Origin of the sequence: Pseudomonas savastanoi (assembly GCF_020917325.1) — a bacterium.
GTDB classification, from domain to species: domain Bacteria; phylum Pseudomonadota; class Gammaproteobacteria; order Pseudomonadales; family Pseudomonadaceae; genus Aquipseudomonas; species Aquipseudomonas amygdali.
This window is the reverse complement of record NZ_CP076652.1, coordinates 4075296-4093417: the sequence shown is the minus strand read 5'-3', so window position 1 is coordinate 4093417 and position 18122 is coordinate 4075296. Positions and strand designations below refer to the sequence as shown.

Genomic DNA, 18122 nt, shown 5'->3' with positions numbered 1-18122 from the left:
GATCATTCTATGGTTTTGGTCTGGAAGTGATATTAAATTAATATCATTTGATAGGTGTACTGTTTTCTATGGGGCACGCGCGGGGCCGTGCTTTCAGCCCATGCCGGGCTTGCCGAGCCAGCTGAAAGCACTGATATCACGAGGGGAGGGGTCTTTGTGCAACGTGCAGGCGCTGGTCCCGGTCAGGTGCCCAGCGCCTCGGCAGTTCTCAGTTCTGGCCGACAGGCGCAGGCAGGTTGGCAGCCTGCGCCGGAGACCAGCGGGTCATCGCATAAAACAGTGCGCCACCCAGGATGCAACCGGTGAACCAGGCAAAGTTGGCAATGGGCTTGAACCACTCGATAAAGGTAAAGCACAGACCGACCAGCGCCGTCAGCACTAGCGCTTTGACCGCGATCCAGTTCACGCCATTGGTGTACCAGTAGCGACCGCTTGGCGTGTCATTGAACAGGGCGTCGACATCAATCTGCTGCTTCTTTATCAGGTAGTAATCCACCAGCAGGATGCCGAACAGTGGACCGATGCAGGCCGCAAGCACGTCCAGGGTGTAATGAATCACTTCAGGGTTGTTGAACAGGTTCCAGGGTGTGATGAAGATCGACGCCACGGCAGCAATCATGCCGCCTGCACGCCAGCTGATGCGGCTGGGGGCGACGTTGGCAAAGTCGAAGGCCGGGGAAACGAAGTTGGCGACGATGTTGATGCCGACAGTGGCGGTCACGAAAGTAAATGCGCCGAGCAGCACGGCGGTGGTGTTATCGATACGCGCTACGGTGGCAATAGGGTCGTGGATCATTTCACCGAAAATCGGCAGCGTGCCCGACACAATCACCACCGTCACCAGTGAGAACGCCAGAAAATTCACTGGCAAACCCCAGAAATTGCCGCGGCGCACGTCAGCCATGCTGCGGCAATAGCGGCTGAAATCACCGAAGTTCAGGGTCGGGCCGGAGAAGTATGAGACCACCAGCGCGATGGCCATGACCACTTGCCCGAACGCCGCCCAGCCGGATAACTCTTTTTCAGCCAGGGTGAAACTGATGTTATCCCAGCCGGCGCGCCAGACAATCCAGCCTGCCAGCGCGAACATCACCGCATAAACGGCAGGACCGGCCCAGTCGATGAAACGTCTGATCGACTCCATGCCGGTCCAGAACACAGCAGCCTGAACCACCCACAACGCCAGAAAGCCGAACCAGCCAAGCCACGACAGCCCGAGAAAGGTCACGTTCTGATACGCAGCCAGTTCCGGGAAGAAGCGCAGAACCACGATCACCAGTGCGCTGGACGCCAGATAGGTTTGAATGCCATACCACGCCACTGCAATCAGCCCGCGGATGATTGCAGGAATGTTGGCACCGAAAACGCCGAAGGCCAGGCGGCAGATGACCGGGTAGGGCACGGCGGCTTGCTGGCTGGGTTTGGCGACCAGATTGGCAATCACTTGAATGATGCATATCCCCACCAGCAGCGCGATCAGCACTTGCCAACTGGCCAGGCCCAGAGCGAACAGACTGGCCGCGAAAACGTAGCCGCCGACGCTGTGCACGTCGCTCATCCAGAACGCCAGAATGTTGTACCAGGTCCACTTCTGCGGCACCGGCCCCAGATCATGGTTGTGCAGGCGCGGGCTGTATCCGGCCGGGCGTTGGTCTGTCATAGCGTTACTCCCTCGATGGATCGTGGCGGGATCGGGGTACGATCGATGATATTTTTGTATACGATCGTGTACGCAAAAGATGTGCCATACGTTTTTTCATAGGCAAAAAGTCAATGCGCGCTATGCCAGCTGGCGTTCCAGCCCAGAAAAGTCAGCACAGTGGGCACGTCCGTCATAGCGTTTAAAGCGCACACTAACGGAGCGCAATGGCCCATTTTCGGTGCGATTTTGCAGGCTGCCCAGCCCATAGGCGTTGCTTGGCGGCTTAGATAGCGCTATTCATCAAGTGGTACATCGGGCACTATTCCTGTATACGATCTGTACCGAAAAAGTGATCTGAAACCATGACTCGACCTGCCAGCGCTCCCTTGTTCCTGACGCCCGCTGCCGATGAAAAAGGCCGCGACGAGCAAATTTATCAGCACGTACTGGAAGCAATCGTCGAGCACCGGCTTGCGCCAGGCACGCGTTTGCCCGAGGACGCATTGGCTGAAGTGTTCGAGATCAGCCGGACCGGCATTCGCAAGGTCTTGCAGCGTCTGGCCCTGGAACGGCTGGTGACCTTGCGTCCCAAGCGCGGCGCAGAGGTCGCGCAACCGTCGGCGCAGGAAGCGCAGGATGTACTGGGTGCCAGACAGTTGATCGAACCCGCGCTGATGGCCGATATCGCCGCACGGGTAGGCGGCCAGCGTCTGGAATCACTGCGTACGCTCTGTGACCAGGAACATGAGGCGCAACACGCCGGGCGTCACAGCGAAGCTATTCAGCTGTCGGCGCGCTTTCATGTGCAGTTGAGCGCGCTGGCGGGCAATCAGGTATTGACCGAGCAAGTCGCACAGCTCACTACGCGTTCATCGCTGATCGTGGCGGTGTACGGTTCGCGGCGCAGCGTTGGCTGTGATTGTGGTCAGCACGTTGACTTGCTGACCTTGCTCGAAGCCGGGCAGGGTGAGCAGGCCCGCGAGTGGATGGCTGAGCATCTGCGCCTTATCCGCGCCAGCCTCAAGGTAGATGCACCGGTGAGCGAGACAGTGGATTTTCATAGCATTTTTAAACGGCGCTGAAGGAGTTCCGGTGCGTATTCAAGTAATCAACCCCAACACCAGCGAAGCCATGACCCACAAGATTGGCCTCGCGGCGCAAGCCATTGCGCGCCCCGGTACGCAGATTCTTGCGTGCAGCCCCGATGATGGCCCGGTGTCTATCGAAGGCCATTTTGACGAAGCGATAGCGACCCTTGGCGTGCTGGAAGAGATACGCAAAGGCCGTGAGCAACAGGTCGACGCGCACATCATCGCCTGTTTCGGCGATCCTGGCCTGCTGGCAGCCCGCGAGTACGCCAGCGCACCTGTTATCGGCATTGCCGAAGCGGCTTTCCATATGGCCAGTCTGATTTCCACCCGCTTCGCAGTGGTCACCACGCTGACCCGAACGCGGATCATCGCCGAGCACCTGTTGCAGCGCTATGGCTTCAGCGAACTGTGCACCTCGGTACGTTGTATCGATCTACCCGTACTGGCGCTGGAAGAGAGCGGGCCCGAACTGATCGAGTGCATGGCCGAACAGGCTCGGCGTGCGCGCGATGAAGAGGGGGCAGGTGCCATTGTACTGGGCTGCGGCGGGATGGCGGATTTGGGCAGGCAATTGAGTGAAGCGATTGGTCTGCCGGTGATCGACGGCGTGGCGGCGGCGGTGAAACTGGCAGAGTCGCTGGTGGACCTTGGGCTGAGTACCAGCAAGCACGGCGACCTTGCCGACCCCATCGGCAAACCGTTTAAAGGACGATTTGCCTACCTGAGCCGATAAAATGTGCGTTCGCAAATGCACTGACACACGCTTTGGGTGATGCTCCGCGGCACAAAGATCGGACGCAGAGCGTCCAGAACGGCATTCCCACGCTGGAGCGTAGAGAACGATAGTCTCAACGACCACTGTCTTCTGGACGCTCCGCGTTCTCTAGCGACGGAGCGTGTGGGGATCGCTCCCACGCTCCGCGTGGTAGCGCACTTCTGGACGCTCTGCGTCCGATCTTGCGCACCAAGGAGGCGCCTCACATGGCCGGCACACCCCCCGCAACCAGCGCTTCGGTTTCAGTATCCGGAAGCACAATGGTGTTGTTACCCGGAGTCAGAATCACCTTGCGGCAATCCTCTTCCTTCTTGTCGAACAGCTTGTAACCCTTCGCGGCATCTTCCAGCGACATGCGGTGGGTGATGATGGCTTCGGGTTCAAGTCGTCCGGCTTCGATGTGCTCAAGCAGTTCAGGCATGAAGCGATGGACATGGGTCTGGCCCATCTTGAACGTCAGGCCCTTGTCGAACGCATCGCCGAACATGAAGCCGTGGATAAACCCTGCGTAAACGCCCGGTACGCTCACCACGCCGCCACGCCTTACCGCCGCGATGCACTGACGCAATGCCTTGCCGCTGCTGCCTTCCAGCTTCAGCGTGGCCAGAATGGTTTCGGTGGTGCTGCCCTTGGCTTCGAAACCGACTGCATCCACCACACCGTCCACGCCGCGCATGCCAGTTGTCTGACGGATGATGGTGTCGGCCGGGTCATCGTCGTCATCGAAATTGATCGGGATCACACCATAGGTTTTCTGCGCGTAGGCCAGGCGATACGGGTGGTGATCGACCATGAATATCTTCTCGGCACCGAGCATTCTCGCGCATGCGGCGCTCATCAGGCCCACCGGGCCAGCGCCATAGATGGCAACGCTTGAGCCCTGGCCGATTCCCGCATTGGTTACCGCCTGCCAGGCTGTGGGCAAAATGTCGGAAAGGAACAGAACCTTCTCGTCAGCCAGTGTGCCAGGCACTTTGAACGGGCCGACATTGGCCTTTGGCACACGCACGTACTCAGCCTGGCCGCCGGGAATACCGCCATACAGATGACTGAAGCCGAACAGTGCTGCCCCTGGCGGAATGGACTTTTTGTTGATGATCGCGCCACGCCCGGTGTTGGTGGTTTCACAGGCTGCGAACAGGTCGATGTTGCAGAAAAAGCAGCTGCCGCAAGCAATCACAAAAGGGATCACTACGCGATCACCTTTCTGCACAGCAGTAACCGCCGGGCCAGTCTCTTCGACAATGCCCATGAACTCATGGCCGAATATGTCGCCGTGTTCCACCGTGGGTATCTTGCCGCGATACAGGTGCAGATCAGAGCCGCAGATTGCGGTCGCAGTAACTTTCAGAATGATGTCGTCGGCTTCTTGTATTTCCGGGTCCGGCACTGTGTCGACCTTCACACTGTTCGCGCCGTGGTAAGTCAAAGCTCTCATGATTAATCCTCGATGGCAGCAGAAGTTCTGATCCGTACTGAAGATGAACCATGAGGATTTTGTTGGTTCAGCGCGATTGGTCGATGCGGGACTAACGGTAGGTCAATTGCGAAACGCCGTCATGTCCTGCAACAGCATGCCCATCAGGCGGTTGGCACCGACGCTGAGCTGGCGACCCAGACGGCTGATCAAATGCGTCTGCGGGCTGCTGAACACCTCATGCTGCAAGGGCAGGGCGCGCAGTTTTCCGGCCTTTATCTCTTCCTCTACAACGAAGGTCGGCAGCAGCGTGACGCCACCCTGCATGGCGAAATGCTTGAGCATGGCGAAGGTGCTGCAGGTCAGGGTCGGTTGCACTGTGACACCCAGCTGATGTTCGGCTTGCAGAAGGATCTGGCGAATGCCGTAAGACACCGCGGGCAGCGCGACACGGTAGTGTTCCAGTGCCCGCAGCTCTATCGGAGCCTGCTCTTGCGTCAGCGGATGATCGGGTGCGGTGATCACGCACACTGGCTTGCGCTGATGGGCGTGAGAGCGGATTTTCGGGTCGGCAGCGGGGTTGAAGACCAGGCCGATATGCGCTTCGTCCTCCACCACCTGGCGAATCACCTCGTTGCTGCCACAAACGTTCACGAGCAGTTCGATGCGCGGGTATAGCTCGGAAAACCGGGCCAGCGGCTGCGCAAGGCTTTCAAGAAAACCTTCTCCGGACACCAGTGTCACCGAGCCGCTGTGCAGGCCCTTCAGCGCCTGGATCGAGTCCAGCAAGACCTCCTGCTGCGTCAGCCGCTGGCGGTAATAGGCCAGCACCTTGTCGCCTGCTTCGGTAGGTTTCACCCCTCGACGATGACGCTCCAGCAGGGGAGAGCCCAGCTCCTGTTCCAGTTGCGCGATCTGACGGCTGACCGCCGAAGGCGCAACGTTGAGGAAGTCGGCAGCAGCCCGGACGCTGCCCAGCCGCACGGCTTCGAAAAAATACAGGATGCGTCGATCTTGAACGAGGCTCATGGGCTTCCAGTGTTGCGCTAAAGGCAACATAAATTCGATTTTTGGATTATTGCTGAGAGGGGAGAGCGCTGTCCATACTCGAATCATCAGCACATTGCAGGCCGAAGGGGCCCGCAGCGTCATCCTCTAATTCGTACAAAATCTTTGATCGGGATGCAGACATGACTTTGAAAGCAGGTGTGATCGGATTGGGCAACATGGGCGGCGGCATGGCTGCCACGCTGGCGGGCAAGGGCTTTGATGTCAGCGGCTTCGACCTGTCGCAGGCTGCGCTGGCCCAGGCTGAAAGCAAAGGCGTCAAGCCGGTTGCCGACCGCAAACAACTGATTCAAGGCGTGGATATTCTGATCCTGTCGCTGCCCAAGGCCGAGCATGTGGAGTCGGTGTGCCTTGGTGCGGGCGGTATCAGCGAGTTCGGTCGCAAGGGCTTGATCGTGGTCGATACCACCACATCAACACCGGAAATGAGCCGTAAGGTCGCCGCCGAACTGGCCAAAACCGGCATTGCCTTTATCGATGCACCTGTCTCGGGCGGCCCGAAAGGCGCAGCTACCGGCACCATGTCGATGGTCATCGGCGCTGAAGATGCCGATCTTGCGCGCGCCATGCCGATTTTGGAAGGAATGAGCGGCACACGCGTGCACGTCGGCCAGTGCGGCGCAGGCAATGTGGCCAAGATCGCCAACAACATGCTCGCCGCCTGCCACCTGATCAGCACTGCCGAAGCCGTGGCGATGGCCGCGCGTGCAGGTGTCGATCCGGAAAAACTTCTGCAGGGCCTGAATGCCGGTTCTGGACGCAGCGGTGCCACGCAAGTGATGTTCCCGACCTGGGTACTCAACAAGGCCTATGACTCGGGTTTCACCATGGGCCTGATGCGCAAGGACGTCGGCCTGGCCAGCGATCTGGCGGACAGCCTCGACATGGACCTGCCGCTGTCGCGCGTCGTCGCGCAATTGTGGCAGGCCAGCAGTGAAACCCTGGCGGACAACGAAGACTTCTGCGCCATCGTGCAACGCACCGATGGCAAACTTTACGGTCATGGAGAATAAGCGATGAGCACTGCAAAAATTCTTGAACTGATGCGTCCTTACTGGGGCGATCGCAGTGTCATTGCCAGCTACGTCGGCGGCCAGTTCATTGAAGGCCACGGCGCGCCGGTTGAAGTGCGCAATGCCCATGACGACAGCCTGCTGCTGAGTTTTCCGGACGCCGACGAGTCGTTGGTCGATGTCGCCGACAAGGCCGCCAAGGCTGCGCAGCAGCAATGGTGGGCGCTGACCGCTCAGGCGCGGGGTCGCGCGATGTACCAGGTGGGCAATCTGATTCGCGAAGAGCTGGAAAACCTCGCGCAGATCGAATCCCTGACCGCCAACAAGCCGATCCGCGATGCCCGCGTCGAAGTGCTCAAGGTTGCCGAGATGTTCGAGTATTACGCCGGCTGGGCAGACAAGCTGCATGGCGAAATCATCCCGGTGCCGACCACACACCTTAACTACGTGACCTACGAACCGCTGGGCACGGTGTTGCAGATCACCCCGTGGAACGCGCCGATCTTCACCTGCGGCTGGCAGATCGCCCCGGCGATTGCGGCGGGTAACGCAGTCATCCTCAAACCGTCGGAACTGACGCCGCTCAGCTCGCTGATGGTCGGTGTGCTGATCGAGCGCGCGGGCGTACCGAAAGGGCTGGTCAACGTGATTGCCGGTTTCGGTCATTCCATCGGCCAGGCGTTCATTGCCAAGGCTGACATTCGCAAGGTGGTGTTCGTCGGCTCGCCAGCGACCGGTCGCCATATCGCCGTGGCTGCGGCGCAGCGTTGCATTCCTGCGGTGCTGGAACTGGGCGGCAAGTCAGCCAACATCGTGTTCGACGATGCTGATCTGGAAGTGGCTTTGCGTGGTGCTCAGGCGGCGATTTTCTCCGGTGCCGGGCAAAGTTGTGTCTCCGGCTCACGGCTGTTGGTGCAGGAATCGATTTTCGAGAAGTTCACCAAAGCGCTAGCGGTGGCGGCAACTCAGTTCAAGGTCGGCGACCCCGGCGACCCGGACACCCAGATTGGCCCGATCAACAATGCCAAGCAGTACAACCATGTGAAGAGCATGGTCGAGCGTGCATTGAAAGACGGCGCAAGGCTGGTTGGCGAGCAGGCCGATCCTATCCCGAACAAGCCGGGTTACTACGTCAATCCGACGGTGCTGGCGGGCACCAACGAGCTGCATTGTGCGCAGGAAGAAATCTTCGGCCCGGTGGTGGTAGCGATTCCATTCAAGGACGAAGAGGACGCGATCCGTATCGCCAACGACAGCCGTTTCGGTCTGGCCGGTGGTGTCTGGACCCGCGATGTCGGGCGCGCTCACCGCGTTGCAAAGCAAGTGCGAGCGGGGACCTTCTGGGTCAACGGCTACAAGACTATCCACGTCAGCTCGCCGTTTGGCGGCTATGGTGAAAGTGGTTATGGCCGTTCTTCCGGTCTGGATGCACTGCGCGAGTACAGCGAAGTGAAAAGCGTCTGGGTCGAAACCGCCGCCAAGCCTGCCGCCAGTTTTGGCTACGGCGCGAGTCTGGAGTAAGTACATGCCTATTTCAAAGACACTGATCGACGAAGCAACTGTCTGGCGCCGCACGATCCACGCTGCGCCGGAGCTGGGGTTTCAGGAGCTGAAAACCTCGGACAAGGTGGCTGATCTGCTGAGTAGCTTCGGCATTCAGGTGCACCGCGGTCTGGGCGGTACTGGCGTGGTCGGCACCCTGCGCAATGGCGACGGCCCGACTATCGGCATTCGCGCCGACATGGACGCCCTGCCGATTCAGGAGCTGGGCGACAGCGTGCACAAGTCGGCCCATAAGGGTTGCATGCACGCCTGCGGACACGATGGCCATACGGCGATTCTGCTGGCCACCGCCCGGCACCTGTCGGAAACCCGCCGGTTTGCCGGCACGGTGCATTTTGTCTTTCAGCCTGCCGAGGAAAACCTCGGCGGCGCGCAACGGATGATCGAAGACGGCCTGTTCGAGCGCTTTCCTATGGAAGCGATCTACGGTCTGCACAACTGGCCGGGCGTGCCTGCTGGCAAGGTGGTGATCAATCCGGGGCCGATGATGGCGTCGCTGGACACCTTCGAAATCACCCTGACCGGCAAGGGCAGCCATGCGGCCATGCCTGACAAGGGCAATGACCCGATCGTGGCGGCTGCCGAACTGGTGCTGGGGCTGCAAACCATTGTCTCCCGGCGCCTGTCACCGCTCGACTCGGCGGTGGTCAGCATCACTCAGTTCAATGCCGGTGAGGCGATCAACGTCATCCCGGAAACCGCTGTTTTGCGCGGCACGGTGCGTTGTCTGCAAACGCCGGTGCGCGAGAAGGTTCAGCAACTGATCGGCGAGTTCGTCGAGCGTTTGCCGACGGCCTTCGGGGTGCGTGGCGAACTGGTCTACAACGTGGGGTATCCGGTGACTGAAAACCACGTCGATGCCGCTGCTACGATCCGCCGCGCAGCGGTCGCAGCGGTGGGGGAGAACAACGTGCAGTGGGGCTGCAACCCGTCGATGGCCTCCGAAGACTTCGCCTTCATGCTGCATGCCTGCCCGGGTGCGTACATCTGGATGGGCGTCGATGGCGACAAACCGTCAGCGGCGTTGCACAACCCGTACTACGACTTCAATGATCAGGTCATCGAACCTGGCGTTGCGGTCTGGACCTCGCTGGTGGAGCAGTGTTTGCCGCTGAGTTGATGGCTCGCATACATATGCCGTAGGAGTGAGCTTGCTCACGAAGGCAGTGGTCCAGACGCCCTTTTTTATGGGGTTTACCGGCCTCTTCGTGAGCAAGCTCACTCCCACCGGGAGCGGACTCCGTCAAGGTGCTGCGAGCAATTCCACTGCAATACCGGATATGTCCGGCAGGCAGGTCAGCAGGTGGTCGCGCAGTTCCAGTACTCGCTGGCGCTTGAAGCTGTCCTGCAGCCAGACCAGGTAATAGGCATCCCCGGTGCCAACCGCCGAGTTGAACGGCAGAAAAACCTGGCCTTCGTTCAAGTCATCAGCGACCAGAAACAGATCGCCAATCGACACACCGTGCCCTCTGACCGCAGCGGTAATGCCCTGATCAAGCGTGTCGAACACCTTGCCTTTGCTCAACGTCACCTGACCAGAGAGGTCCATCCGGCTCAGCCAGCGCCGCCAGTCGCGGCGGTCGCTGGATGGATGGATAAGTTCAGCGGCCTGAAGCCTCTCTGTTCCCCACGGCTGGTCGCCTAACGTGTCTGCCGAGCAGATCGGAATCAGCCATTCATCGAACAGCTTGCAGGTTTCCACCTCGGCACCAAAGTTGCCATTGCCCAGCAGAATCGCGCAGTCGAAAGGCTCCGAATAGAAATCCACGCTATCAAAATCCATCCACACGCTGGAGAGCTGCACCGGCAGGGCGGGTGCAGGCTTTTTGAAGGACTCCAGCGCGTGTAGCAGCCAGCGCATGGTCAGGGTGGACGGTGATTTGAGGCGCAGATTCGCGCCCTGACCCCGGAAGGGCTGGCAAGCGTCCTCGATAATCCGGAAGCCGATCTTGAGCTGGCTGGACAGCCGCCGGCCCTCGTCACTGAGCGAAAGCCGCGGGCCATTGCGCTCGAACAATCGACAGCCAAGGGTTTCTTCCAGGGTACGAATATGGCGGCTGATGGCACTCTGGGTAAGAGAGAGCTCCTGCGCAGCACGCGTAAATGAGCATGATCGGGCCGCTACTTCAAAGGCTCTCAGCGCGTAAAGAGGCGGTATACGTTCAGTCATGTGATAACTAACCATGATTATTTGTCATAGTAGGTTACACCTTTTTCCATTTTTCCGCGCACGCGTCTCCGGTCAGAATCGCCGGCTCGTCCACTGTCGTAAAAATCAAACAATAAGGCGGTGTTCTTATCTGCTGCGTGCGTGAGGGAATATGCTGCCCAAGTCCGAAAAGCTGTTGCGCCAATCTGTTGTAAGACATTTGCTGGAAAGTGACACCGCCCTGGAAATGGGCTGGCGGGTTCAGGCTTACAGGCAGTTCGAGCAGGTGCTGAGTGACAAGGGCTTCCCTTGTCTGTTTGGACGCCGTGCCAACAAGTCAGGAAGTTGTCTGCTGCTGTTCATCCCCTGTGAGAATGAGCAACAAGCGCTACGTGACGGCATGGAAGAGTACGTGAAGTTCGTTAATGACACGCCACTTGAAGATCGCCTGTTCAACCCGTTGATTGTCATTTTCGAGAAAACCGATTTCAACACTTTGGCCGAAGAGCAGGCCTATGCCTGGGCCACCTTGCAGCATTTACATGACGGTGACCGAACGCCCTGGCCGGCCAAAGCCTGCACAGACCCTGAAGTGTTCGAGTGGACCTATCACTTCGCCGGACTGCCGATGTTCATCAACATGAGCTTTCCCCGTCACAGCGCGATGAAAAGCCGTTCGCTGGGTGGGCACATTGTGTTTGTGGTCAACCCTCGGGAGAACTTTGACGAGGTGGCAAGCGCCGAGACGGAAAGTGGTCGCAAGGTCAGGGAAAAGATTCGCCAGCGAATCGCCGATTACAACAACGGCGTGGTACCCGACACGCTGGGTTTTTTCGGCGACCGTAGCAGCCTGGAATGGAAGCAATACCAACTGTATGAAGAAGGCGGGCTTTCACTGTCCCGTTGTCCTCTGCACATCAAAGTCGACAAGACTGGCCATTTGAACGAGCGTTGAGTACCCATGGATATATCGTTGCTGCTGATCTACATGTTCAGCGTCTTCATGCTGATCATCACCCCTGGTCCGGTGGTGGCACTGATCGTCAATACCAGCCTGGCGTGCGGGCCGAAACGCGCGATGCTGACGGCGTTGGGCACCAACTGGGCATCACTGGTGCTGGTGTTGGTCGCGGCATTGATTCTGACGGGAACGCTGTCGGTGAGCGTAAGCATGCTCAACTGGATCAGCCTGGTGGGCTGTTTCTTCATCGCCTATCTGTCTATGCAGGCGCTGGAACAGGCGTTGCGTTACGCCCCGACGCCGCCTGAAGCAGCGCCAGCGCCGTTGCCTGCGCGTAGCAGGCACAGCGGGCTGGTGACCGGTTTTCTGGTCGGGATTTCCAATCCGAAGGACATCATCTTCTTCGTCTCGTTTTTTCCGCAGTTCATTCACGTCACCGAATCGTTCAAGGGCAGCATCGCCTTGTTGTCGTTGCTGTGGATCATCATTGATCTGTCGATCCTGTTCGCCTATATCTTCCTGATGCGCCAGAAACTGGCCTTGAAGTACAAGCGCAAGATCGAAGTCGCCTCCAGCGTAACCTTGCTGCTGATCGCGCTGGGCGGGATATTCTATTCGGGCTCGACACTGTTGAATCAGTAAACGCCTGCGCCGATCAGCACTCGATCAGATTGACTGCCAGCCCGCCGCGTGAAGTTTCCTTGTATTTGTCGTGCATATCCGCGCCGGTATCGCGCATGGTGCGGATGGCGTGGTCCAGCGAGATGAAGTGCTCGCCGTCGCCGCGCAGGGCCATTTGTGCAGCGTTGATTGCTTTCACGGCAGCAATTGCGTTGCGCTCGATGCAAGGGATCTGCACCAGCCCGCCGACCGGGTCGCAGGTCAGTCCCAGGTTGTGTTCCAGACCAATTTCCGCCGCGTTTTCCACCTGTTCGGGCGTGGCACCGAGAATTTCCGCCAGGCCAGCGGCGGCCATTGCGCAGGCCGATCCTACTTCGCCCTGACAACCCACTTCGGCACCGGAAATGGACGCGTTCTTCTTGCACAGAATGCCGACCGCAGCTGCGCTGAGGAAGAAACGCACCACGTCATCATCATTGGCCGTGGGCTTGAACTTCATGAAGTAATGCAGCACCGCAGGCACGATACCGGCCGCGCCGTTGGTGGGTGCAGTCACCATGCGCCCGCCCGCGGCGTTTTCTTCGTTGACCGCCAAGGCGAACAGGTTGACCCATTCCATGGCGCTCAGGGTCGAGCCGATCACGTTCGGGTTATCGAGGTTCTGCAGGCTCTGATGCAGGCGATAGGCGCGACGGCGCACGTTCAATCCGCCGGGCAGGATGCCGGTTTCAAGCAGGCCCTTGTCGACGCAGGCGCGCATCGCGGCCCAGATGACCATGATTTTCTCGCGGATTTCTTCCTCGCTGCGCCAGACTTTTTCGTTGGCCATCATCAGTTCGGAAATGCTCATGCCGTGGGTCTTGCACAGCTTCAGCAGCTGCGCGCCACTGAAAAAATCGTAGGGCAGAACAGTAGTGTCGTTGTCCAGCACGCCGCTGGCTGCCTGTTCGGCATCGATCACAAAGCCGCCACCCACCGAATAGTAGGTTTGCTCGTAAACTTCACCAGTCTTGCCGTAGGCGCACAGGGTCATGCCATTGGGGTGATAGGGCAGGTTTTCATTGAGCAGGCACATGTCCCGCTCCCAGACGAAGGTGATGGCCTGCTCACCCGCCAGCATCAACTGGTTATCGGCACGCAGCGCGTCGATGCGCTGGTTGACCTGGCCAGGGTCGATCTGGTCCGGCCATTCGCCCATCAAGCCCATGACGGTCGCTCGGTCGCTGCCATGACCGATGCCGGTGGCCGACAGAGAACCGTACAATCGCACCTCGATACGTTCTACGCTATGCAACCGGTCCTGGTTGCGCAGCTCGGTCACGAACAGAGCCCCGGCGCGCATTGGCCCGACGGTATGGGAACTGGACGGCCCGATGCCGATTTTGAACATGTCGAAGACGCTGATAGCCATCACGAAGGTCCTTCAGGTGAGATGATGCACGGGAATTTGGTATTCCCCTTTTTCTGTTACTCATCTTTGGCTTCGGCTGTCGAAACGACAAACGATTGTTGCTATGCAACGCTTTAGCGGAACTCTTCAATGAGCAGAATCTTCAACGCACAGATGCACGCCTGGTTACAGGTGTTCGCCTGCGCAGCCCGACATCTCTCCTTCACCCGGTGTGCCGAAGAGCTGCACGTCACCCCCGGCGCGATCAGCCAGCAGATGCGCCAGCTTGAAGAGCGCTTGGGCTTCGCGCTGTTTCACCGGATCGGGCGCGGGCTGGAGCTGACCGCCGAAGGTCAGCGTCTGGCGGTGGTCGCCAACGAGGTGCAGAGCCGTATCAGTGAAGAGCTGCGTCTGCTGTATTCCGGGCGCATCGGCGGGGTGTTCAAGTTGCGCTGCATCCCCTCATTCCTCAGCAAATGGCTGATGCCGCGCCTGCCACGCTTGCAGGAAGCGTTTCCGGACATCCAGTTGCGGATCATCGCCGAAGATAGTAGCGGGTCGTTGCGCGATGACGATTTCGATCTGGCCATCGACCTGAACGACGGCAGCTATCCGGGGCTGTCGACCACTCCATTGCTGGAAGAAGAGCTGTTTGCGGTCTGTTCGCCAAGCCTGCTGGTGGGCAAGCCGCCACTCGATACGCCCAGCCAGCTGGTGCATTTTCCCTTGCTGCATGACATCACTGCCTGGCGCGGCAGCTACGAATACGCTGAGTGGGAGTTTTATCTGACCGCCATCGGCGCTGATGGTATCGACGTGCGCCGTGGTCACACCTTCAACCGCAACCACCTGACCATCGACGCCGCGCGCATGGGCATGGGCGTGGCAATTGCCCGCAAAGCGCTGATTACTGATGAGCTGGAACAAGGCTTGCTGATCGTGCCGTTCGGGCATCCGATCAAGGCCAGGAAGAAATACGTCCTGGCCTATCGTGAGGGTGCGCTCTCTACTCCGGCACGCCGCGCCGTGCATGACTGGCTGGTGAACGAAGCGGTGATCTAGTCCGCTCCGGAATCAATGAAACATCTCGGCAATCAGCACGGCGCCGATGAAGGTACCGAAGTTGGCCAGGAACGATACCAGCACAATTCGCCAGCCCAGACGGCGGAAGGCTTGCAGGTCCTTGGCAATCGACAGGCCGGCAAAGGTCAGCATCGGGGTAATGACCGCCAGCATGTTGATCGAACTGGTCATCCGGGCAATCTCGGCTGCCCAGGGGCAGGCCGGTGAAGTCAGGAACATCGCCACCAGCGACACCATGCACACCGCCGGGATCTTGCGACGGATCAGGTTGCACAGCGCTTCGCCGACGAAGGCACAGAAAATCATGATGCCCATGCCGGTGAATGCATCGGCCGACAGCGTCTTGTAGCCGACATAATTGGCAATCAGCGCCAGTGCACCGGCGGCCAGCCACGCACTGATCTTGCCCGCCCAGCCCAGTTCCGGAACCTCCAGCGACACATCGCCGTGGCGCAGGCCTTCATCAGTCATGGACGCCTTGGTGGTGCGGCCGATCAGCGGCTCCAGCACCCGATAGCCCCACACCGCCAGTGGCAGGGAGATAAACAGGGTGAAGTAGGTGCCGATGGTGGTGGTGATCAGGTTTGATGCCGCCGCCAGCGTCATGACCTCCTTGGCGACTTCCGGTGTCTGTTGCGCGGCAATCGCCCCGGCAGCGGCGGCCATCATGCTGCCCGAACCGATGCCCGAGCCCATCGCCAGCGAATTGGGATGGAAGATCCCCAGGCTGGCGATAAAGCCTGCAACGATGGCAATGAACAGCGCACCGAACAGGGTGCCGGTCAGGTACTCGGCCAATACGCCGCGGCCTTCCGGGGAGTCCATGCCATAGCGCTCGCCGATGATTGCCAGACTGGGCTCGCGGCCAACCGAGAACGTCGCGCCGATTGCCTCACGCTTGATGCCCAGCAGCAGCGCGACCGGCAGGCCGAGCACCACGGTGCCGACAAAGTGACCAAACTCCTGAAACACCAGCGCCCATCCCGAGGCGAACACTACCGGCAGCGATCCGCCGACGACGAGACCGAGTTTGGCAATGAAAATCAGCAGGGCGGGTTGCAGGATCGAGGCCGAGCGCAGCTGGATGCCGTGATCGATACCGATGCTGCCTGGCAGGCGGCGACTGGCGATCCCGACCATCGCACCCAACAGCAGCGCCCACACCATCGGTAGCAGCACCACCTTGCCGGGGCCCAGCGGGATACTGATGGCACCGATCATCTCGGCAATGATCAGGATAACGGCGGCCCAGAGATACAGCTTCACCGTCGATGAAACGGCCTGATTGTCGCCCGACACTGCAGCGTGTGAGTTTTGCATGATGATCCCCTTGCCTGCTGAATGGCCTTTTTCAGGCCTTATCAATCGTTATTCTGTTTTTCAGGTCGGCGCGATGAGGCGCCAGGGCAGCGTTGGAAAGTCCATGAAGTCATGGAGGCCGTTATCCGGCCGAGTATTTTTATGAAGTCTGAATGTGATCCAGACCCAGGCTGCTTCGAGCCTTTGCAAGGGGATTACAGGGTGCGTTATTTGAAGGGATGAGCCTTTGAACACGGCACTTTGCTGTCCACACGCAATCGCAGTATGCATAGCGCGAGGTTGCACACCAATATTGCGAATTTTATTTATCGTTGCGTTAAACAGAACACAGAAAGGGCTGCACCGCCCTTGAAAGTGACTATCGTGCGACGCTCCGCGTCGCATGCCGTTCCGGACGCTCTCGAAGGCTTGGCTATCGTGCCGACGCTCCGCGTCGGTATGCCGTTCCGGACGCTCTCGAAGGCTTGGCTATCGTGCCGACGCTCCGCGTCGGTATGCCGTTCCGGACGCTCCGCGTCCTCTTTTTTCGACGCAGAGCGTCGAGAGCTGCATTCCCACGCAGAGTGAGGAACGATCATCTTAACTATCGTGCTGGCGCTCTGCGCGGGCATGCAGCTCTGGTTGCTCCCACTAGTAAGCGGGACTGCTCAGCTCAAGCGCCTTGGCGCATTCCTCCAGCGAGCGCCGCTGGGTGTCCGCATACAACTCCAGTTCGTTGAGCGTATTGCGCCCCAACGCCCGCTCAAAATCCTGCTGGTTCGAATTCGTCGCGTAATGCGCCTGTGCGTTGTCACCCAGGTTGGACTGGAAGATGCCCGCCGCACTGACTGGCAGAAAGTCTTCATACACCAGCGGCTCGAAGCGCACATGACCAGCTTCCACAAGCTGCTCCAGACTGCCGGATGCGCGCTCGGCAACACCTGATTCAGTCGGAAAATAGCGAAAGTAGGCCAGCCCCTGTCTACGCATTTCATGATGACTGTCCGGAAAAGCCTGAAATGCCTTTTCCAGCAATTCTGCATAGCGCACGGCGTTGGCTTCGTTGGGAAACTCACCCAGTTCGTCGCGAGCTTCGTTCAACAGCCGGTCATACAGCGCGCGACCTTTGGGCGTCAGGGCTGCGCCGCGCTGTTCGATCTCGCCGAAACGTGCCGAATGACTGCCTGACTGACTACCCCCCTGACCAATGAACGTGATGGGTTCTTCAAGCGCCTTGAAGCTGGTCTGGCGCAACAGAATCGGACACTGGCGACGCGGTGGTCCTTCAACCACGGCCTTGGGCGTGATGCCTTTGCCGGGCATGCCGCTTTGCACCGCATCGATGTCCAGCGTACGCGGGGTGAGGTGGTTGATATGCGGACCTCGAAATGCCACCACATCAGCGATCAGGCGATGTTGAGTGTTCAGCTTCTGGTACTCGTCGAGCGAGACCGTCGCCGTGTTATGCCAGCGAAAGGTTTCCAGCGCCTGCTGAATGAACTCTGCAGCGTCGGGCTCGCTCAACCCGCCGTCTGTCTCATGCTTGTCGATCAACGCCAGGGCACCGGGCGTGAAGATTCTGCGCTTGGCCAGCACCTGACTGGCAAACTCGCGCAGGCTGTCACTCTCGATCAGTTCCAGGCGCAACAGTGAGGTAAACACGCGAAACGGACTGACCTGCAACGCCTGTTCATGCACGGCACGAAAAGCTGTGGAGTGAACCGGCACACCGGCTTCGCTCAGGTCGTAATAACCGACCGGCTGCATGCCCATCACCGCAAACAGGCGGGCGAGGGTGGCCAGTTCCTCAGCCGTACCGACGCGGATCGCACCGTGGCGTTCCATGTCCAGCCGCTGGATCTCGCCTGTCTGGCGCAGGCTGCTCAGCACCTGGCTGTCGCGGCTCATGACCTGCGCGTTGACCTCGCTGACCAGCGCCATCAGCGTGCCGTACAGTGGCACTTCGTGCTGGTACATCTGCGACATGGCGCGAGAAAAGCCCGCGCGGATCTGGTCCGGGTCGGCGAAGCGTGCAGTGCTCATCAGGATT

Annotated in this window: 15 protein-coding genes; 8 read left to right on the top strand and 7 right to left on the bottom strand. The window is 59.4% G+C overall.

The genetic code is table 11. The features are described from left to right. Positions 1-208: 208 nt before the first annotated feature. Positions 209-1660: an NCS1 family nucleobase:cation symporter-1 gene (locus KP808_RS17245; RefSeq protein ID WP_058399974.1), complete on the bottom strand. Its 1452-nt coding sequence runs from the start codon at positions 1658-1660 to the stop codon at positions 209-211. A 344-nt stretch (positions 1661-2004) separates the two neighbouring features. On the opposite strand from KP808_RS17245, the gene KP808_RS17240 reads away from it, so the two are divergent. Together KP808_RS17240 and KP808_RS17235 are read left to right on the top strand one after the other, a co-directional pair. Beyond that, positions 2005-2724 (top strand): GntR family transcriptional regulator, encoded by a 720-nt coding sequence (locus KP808_RS17240; RefSeq protein WP_219169716.1) that lies wholly within the window; start codon positions 2005-2007, stop codon positions 2722-2724. A gap of 10 nt (positions 2725-2734) precedes the next feature. Continuing rightward, the gene (locus tag KP808_RS17235; RefSeq protein WP_002554379.1) at positions 2735-3466 is read left to right on the top strand and encodes an aspartate/glutamate racemase family protein; all 732 of its coding nucleotides are present in this window, start codon (positions 2735-2737) and stop codon (positions 3464-3466) included. Between the two features lie 244 nt (positions 3467-3710). Here KP808_RS17235 and KP808_RS17230 read toward each other — a convergent pair whose 3' ends face one another. After that, positions 3711-4946: a zinc-dependent alcohol dehydrogenase gene (locus KP808_RS17230; protein ID WP_057403113.1), complete on the bottom strand. Its 1236-nt coding sequence runs from the start codon at positions 4944-4946 to the stop codon at positions 3711-3713. A 102-nt stretch (positions 4947-5048) separates the two neighbouring features. Then, positions 5049-5954, bottom strand: a complete 906-nt coding sequence (locus KP808_RS17225; protein ID WP_057403112.1) for a LysR family transcriptional regulator — start codon at positions 5952-5954, stop codon at positions 5049-5051. A 161-nt stretch (positions 5955-6115) separates the two neighbouring features. On the opposite strand from KP808_RS17225, the gene KP808_RS17220 reads away from it, so the two are divergent. The 3 genes from KP808_RS17220 to KP808_RS17210 are packed head-to-tail and all read left to right on the top strand — an operon-like array spanning position 6116 to position 9689. Beyond that, positions 6116-7006, top strand: a complete 891-nt coding sequence (locus KP808_RS17220; protein ID WP_004660684.1) for an NAD(P)-dependent oxidoreductase — start codon at positions 6116-6118, stop codon at positions 7004-7006. Positions 7007-7009: 3 nt separating this feature from the next. Continuing rightward, entirely contained in the window at positions 7010-8527 is a 1518-nt protein-coding gene (locus tag KP808_RS17215) for an aldehyde dehydrogenase family protein (protein WP_058399977.1), read from the top strand. Positions 8528-8531: 4 nt separating this feature from the next. Continuing rightward, entirely contained in the window at positions 8532-9689 is a 1158-nt protein-coding gene (locus tag KP808_RS17210) for a M20 aminoacylase family protein (protein WP_058399978.1), read from the top strand. 123 nt (positions 9690-9812) lie between these two features. Here KP808_RS17210 and KP808_RS17205 read toward each other — a convergent pair whose 3' ends face one another. Next, entirely contained in the window at positions 9813-10739 is a 927-nt protein-coding gene (locus KP808_RS17205) for a LysR family transcriptional regulator (RefSeq protein WP_002554373.1), read from the bottom strand. A 151-nt stretch (positions 10740-10890) separates the two neighbouring features. Here KP808_RS17205 and KP808_RS17200 point away from each other — a divergent pair, with 151 nt between their 5' ends. Together KP808_RS17200 and KP808_RS17195 are read left to right on the top strand one after the other, a co-directional pair. Continuing rightward, entirely contained in the window at positions 10891-11673 is a 783-nt protein-coding gene (locus KP808_RS17200) for a YqcI/YcgG family protein (RefSeq protein WP_230016556.1), read from the top strand. 6 nt (positions 11674-11679) lie between these two features. After that, positions 11680-12321, top strand: a complete 642-nt coding sequence (locus tag KP808_RS17195; protein WP_058409604.1) for a LysE family translocator — start codon at positions 11680-11682, stop codon at positions 12319-12321. A 13-nt stretch (positions 12322-12334) separates the two neighbouring features. Here the strand turns inward: KP808_RS17195 and KP808_RS17190 are convergent, their stop codons facing one another. Next, positions 12335-13711, bottom strand: coding sequence for an L-serine ammonia-lyase (locus KP808_RS17190; RefSeq protein ID WP_058409603.1), 1377 nt, complete (start codon positions 13709-13711; stop codon positions 12335-12337). Positions 13712-13840: 129 nt separating this feature from the next. On the opposite strand from KP808_RS17190, the gene KP808_RS17185 reads away from it, so the two are divergent. Next, a complete protein-coding gene (locus KP808_RS17185; protein ID WP_122281815.1) occupies positions 13841-14752 on the top strand; it encodes a LysR substrate-binding domain-containing protein in 912 nt (303 codons plus the stop codon). A 12-nt stretch (positions 14753-14764) separates the two neighbouring features. On the opposite strand, the gene KP808_RS17180 is transcribed toward KP808_RS17185, so the two are convergent. After that, on the bottom strand, positions 14765-16093 hold the full coding sequence (locus KP808_RS17180; protein WP_230016555.1) for a DUF3100 domain-containing protein: 1329 nt from the start codon (positions 16091-16093) through the stop codon (positions 14765-14767). A gap of 630 nt (positions 16094-16723) precedes the next feature. Beyond that, complete coding sequence (gene hglS, locus KP808_RS17175; protein WP_230016554.1) at positions 16724-18115, bottom strand: 2-oxoadipate dioxygenase/decarboxylase HglS; 1392 nt, start codon at positions 18113-18115, stop codon at positions 16724-16726. Between the last annotated feature and the right edge of the window lie 7 nt (positions 18116-18122).